Genomic DNA, 4,214 nt, shown 5'->3' with positions numbered 1-4,214 from the left:
TCGCCACCCAGCGCGGGGCAAGCCCGCTCACTACAGGACTTTCATCGGTCGGTGTTACTGATCATCAAAGTATCGCTCGTGCCAATCCACCAGCGGTTGTGGCGAGTTGAGCTTCTGCCCGTAGATCACCGAATAAGACAGCACGTTCTGTACGTACTGGCGGGTTTCGTCGAACGGAATGCTTTCCACCCACACATCGAAACTCAGGTGGTCGGCCCCGCGCAGCCATTGGCGCACGCGGCCAGGGCCGGCGTTGTAGGCGGCGGAAGCAAGTACGCGGTTGCCGTTGAACTGGCTGTGTACCTGGCTCAGGTAGGCGGCGCCCAGCTGGATGTTTTTGTCCGGGTCGAGCACCTGGGCCGGCGACGCCAGGGGAATGCTGAACTTGCGTGCGGTTTCCTTGGCGGTGCCTGGCATCAGTTGCATCAGGCCGCTGGCGCCGACGCCGGAGCGGGCGTCATCCATGAAGGCGCTTTCCTGGCGAGTGATAGCGAACACCCAGCTGGAGTGCAGGCCACGTACCTTGGCTTCACGCACCAGTGTGTCGCGGTGGGCCATCGGGAAGCGGATGTCCAGGTCGTCCCAGTACTGTGCCTGGCTGATGGTACGGATGGCCGGGAAGTACCATTTCATGTCGTAGGCCAGCTTGGCCTGGGCGACCATTTCATCGCGATTGAAGTGACGGCTGACGTGGTACCACTCGCGACGTCCATCCACCACTTGGCCGCGTGCGTAGAACTCCAGGGCACGGCGTACGCCGGGGGTGTTGCGCACCTTGTTCATCAGGGCCTGGCTCATCACCAGCGGCTTGTTGGTCAACTGGTAAGGCGATTTGGAGCGATCAGCGGCGAGGAATCCGTAGAAATCCCGCTCCTTCGCCACGTTTTTGTACAGCACCAGCGCCTGGGGATTTTTTGGCTCGGCCAGTTCCAGGCTGCGCGCCTGCCAGTAGCGCCAGCGGTTGGTGGTTGCCAGGTCTTGTGGGAGTTTGCGGGTGAGCTGGTAGGCATCTTCCCAGCGGGCCAGGCGCAGCAGCAGGCGCAGGCGCCACTCGGACACCGTGTTATCGCGCAGTTCAGGATCGTACTTGGTCATCACGTCCAGGGCGCGCGGATCGTAGCGGCGCGCCAGGGTCAGGCCGATTTCCCGGGCGATCGACACTTTTTCGTCACGGGAGAAGTGCATGCTGCTGGCGTAGCCATCGAGCAGGGCCATAGCCTTGTCCGGGTCCTGGCGTGCCAGGCGGCGCAAGCCCAGGCCGACCGCATCGGACATCGCCTCGCTGGCTGGCAGGAAGCGTGACGGATCGCCGAGCATGTCAGGCTTTTGCGCGACGTCCACCATCAGGCGGCCCTGGGCGCCGAGAGTAGGCAGGGTTTTCACCAGGCTGTTGGCCAGTGAGTAGTTGCGCGCTTCGGCGGCGAGCTTGGCGCGGTCCCAGATCTTCTGTTCGGTGAGTTGGCCATCGGCGGCCCATTGACCAAAGGTGGCATCACAGGCGGCCGGCTGGGATTTGCCGGTCATCCATAGCTTTTCAGTTGTCTTGTAGCCTTCGGCTTTCAGATTGTGCGTGAGCTGGTATTGACCGTGCAGGCAGTCCAGTTCGGCGAAATTGAGCTTGGTGTCGTAGTACTTTTCGAATGTTTGCCAGTCGCCACGGTCTGCCAGCCAGCGCAACCAACGCAGTTTCATCCAGTTGGCTTGGGGCAGGTCGCCGTTTTTGGCGAGGAATTGTTCGATTTCCTCGTTGCTGGCGGTTTTCAGGCGCGCGGTCAGCTCGTCATAGGCCAGGTAGGGCGTCAGTGGGTAGTCGGCCAGGGCCTGGCTGTATTGCATGTACGGCCCGCTGTCGCCTTTGGCCAGGGCGCGCTTGGCTTCATCGTAATATTGACGTTGGGTGGTGAGGTCCACGGCCTGGGCGGATTGAACGGCGGTGGCGGAAAGAAGCAGACAAGATAAAAAGTTGAAAAGGCGGCTGCGCATGAGTCGTCCGTGCAGAGGAATCTGGACAAGTGCCGAGGTCGCCGACACTGATTGTCCCTAGCTTAGCCTTTTGCCCGCGGCCGGTGAAAGCTTTGAAGGCCGCTTCGCTCAAGTTCCTCGGAAATGTCTCTCAGAGTGTGTCGCCCGAGAAAATCCCGGCCGCCTTAGCCCCTAACTCAGGTAGAATGCGCGCCCAGTTTTTGGAGAAGCGTATGACCCTGCTCAAATTCAGCGATGTGTCCCTTGCTTTCGGCGCTATGCCGTTGTTGGACAAGGTGTCCTGGCAGATCGCCCGTGGTGAGCGGGTGTGCATCATCGGCCGCAACGGCACCGGCAAGTCCAGCATGATGAAGCTGGTCAAAGGCGATCAGAAGCCCGACGACGGCTCTGTTTGGCGCGCTCCGGGCCTCAAGATCGGCGAACTTCCGCAAGAGTTGCCGGTAGCCGACGGACGGACGGTGTTCGACGTGGTCGCCGAAGGCCTCGATGGCGTGGGCGCTCTGCTCGCCGAATATCACCACCTCGCGCAGAACTGCGTCACCGAAGAAGACCTGGACAAGCTGATGCACGTCCAGCAAGACCTCGAGGCCCGTGACGGCTGGCGCTTGCAGCAGTTGGTGGACAGCACCCTGAGCCGCCTGCAGTTGCCAGCCGACAAGACTCTCGCCGAGCTGTCTGGCGGTTGGCGTCGTCGCGTGCTGCTGGCCCAGGCGTTGGTGTCCGAGCCGGATCTGCTGCTGCTCGACGAACCGACCAACCACTTGGACATCGGTGCGATTGCCTGGCTGGAAGAAGCCCTGAAGGATTTCCAGGGCGCCGTGCTGTTCATCACGCACGACCGTTCCTTCCTGCAGAACCTGGCAACGCGCATTCTCGAGTTGGACCGTGGTGGCCTGATCGACTGGAACGGCGACTACGCCAGCTTCCTGGTGCACAAAGAAGCTGCACTGGCCGCCGAAGAAACCGCCAACGCGTTGTTCGACAAGAAACTGGCCCAGGAAGAAGTCTGGATTCGCCAGGGCATCAAGGCCCGCCGCACCCGCAACGAAGGTCGTGTGCGTGCCTTGAAGGCGCTGCGCGTTGAGCGCAGCGAGCGTCGCGAGCGCACCGGCAAGGCCAATATCCAGCTGGACACGGCCGAGAAGTCGGGCAAGCAAGTGATGGTGCTGGAGAACGTCAGCTTCCATCATCCGGACGGCCCGTTCCTGATCAAGGACTTCTCCATGGTCCTGCAGCGCGGCGACCGTATCGGCCTGCTGGGCGCCAACGGTACCGGCAAGACCACCTTGCTCAAACTGATGCTTAGTGGCCTGCAGCCAACCAGCGGCAAGGTAGAGGAGGGCACCAAGATCGACGTGGCCTACTTCGACCAGTTGCGCCATCAGTTGGACTTGGAAAAAACCGTGATCGACAACGTTGCAGAAGGTCGCGACTTTATCGATATCGACGGCCAGAGCCGTCACGTGCTCAGTTACCTGGGCGACTTCCTGTTCAGCCCGCAACGTGCACGTACGCCGGTGAAAGCCTTGTCCGGTGGTGAGCGCGCGCGCCTGCTGCTGGCCAAGTTGTTCAGTAAACCGGCCAACCTGTTGGTGCTCGACGAACCAACCAACGACCTCGACGTGGAAACCCTCGAGCTGCTGGAAGAGGTGTTGTTGACCTTCAACGGCACCGTGCTGATGGTCAGTCACGATCGGGCATTCCTCGACAACGTGGTCACCAGCACCCTGGTCTTCGAAGGTGAAGGCAAGGTGCGTGAATACGTCGGTGGTTATCAGGACTGGCTGCGTCAGGGCGGCTCGCCGCGCCTGTTGGGCGTGACCGAGAGCAAGTCCGGCAAGGCCGACCTGAACTCGGCAGTGGTCGCCCCGGCGCCAGCGCCCGCACCTGTTGAGCAGGCAGCACCGGTTGGCAAGAAGAAGCTCAGCTACAAGCTGCAGCGCGAGCTGGAAGCTTTGCCGGGTGATATCGACGCCAAGGAACAGCAGATTGCTGCGGTGGAAGCGGAGATGGCTGACGCTGGTTTCTACCTGCGTCCTGCGACTGAAACCGCCAAGGTCATCGCTTCGCTGGAGACGTTGAACCAGGAGTTGGAAGTGCTGATGGAGCGTTGGGCGGAGCTGGATGCCTGATTGATTCCAGGGCATTGAAAAACCCGGTGCTCATCTGATGAGCACCGGGTTTTTCATATGAGAATGCAGTTTAAATGTGGGAGGGGGCTTGCCCCCGAT

2 protein-coding genes are annotated in these 4,214 nt (G+C 61.2%); one reads left to right on the top strand and one right to left on the bottom strand.

All coding sequences use genetic code 11. From position 1 onward, the window contains the following. Positions 1–54: 54 nt before the first annotated feature. Positions 55–1,983 carry a transglycosylase SLT domain-containing protein gene (locus ACRESD_RS20080; RefSeq protein WP_431752495.1) on the bottom strand — a complete coding sequence of 643 codons (1,929 nt, stop codon included), beginning with the start codon at positions 1,981–1,983 and terminating at the stop codon, positions 55–57. Between the two features lie 212 nt (positions 1,984–2,195). On the opposite strand from ACRESD_RS20080, the gene ACRESD_RS20075 reads away from it, so the two are divergent. After that, on the top strand, positions 2,196–4,115 hold the full coding sequence (locus ACRESD_RS20075; protein ID WP_431752494.1) for an ATP-binding cassette domain-containing protein: 1,920 nt from the start codon (positions 2,196–2,198) through the stop codon (positions 4,113–4,115). Positions 4,116–4,214: the final 99 nt, after the last annotated feature.

The organism is Pseudomonas sp. (genome assembly GCF_050739995.1).
Lineage (GTDB): Bacteria > Pseudomonadota > Gammaproteobacteria > Pseudomonadales > Pseudomonadaceae > Aquipseudomonas.
The sequence above is the reverse complement of the archived record's forward strand: the minus strand, read 5'-3'. Positions and strand labels throughout refer to the sequence as shown.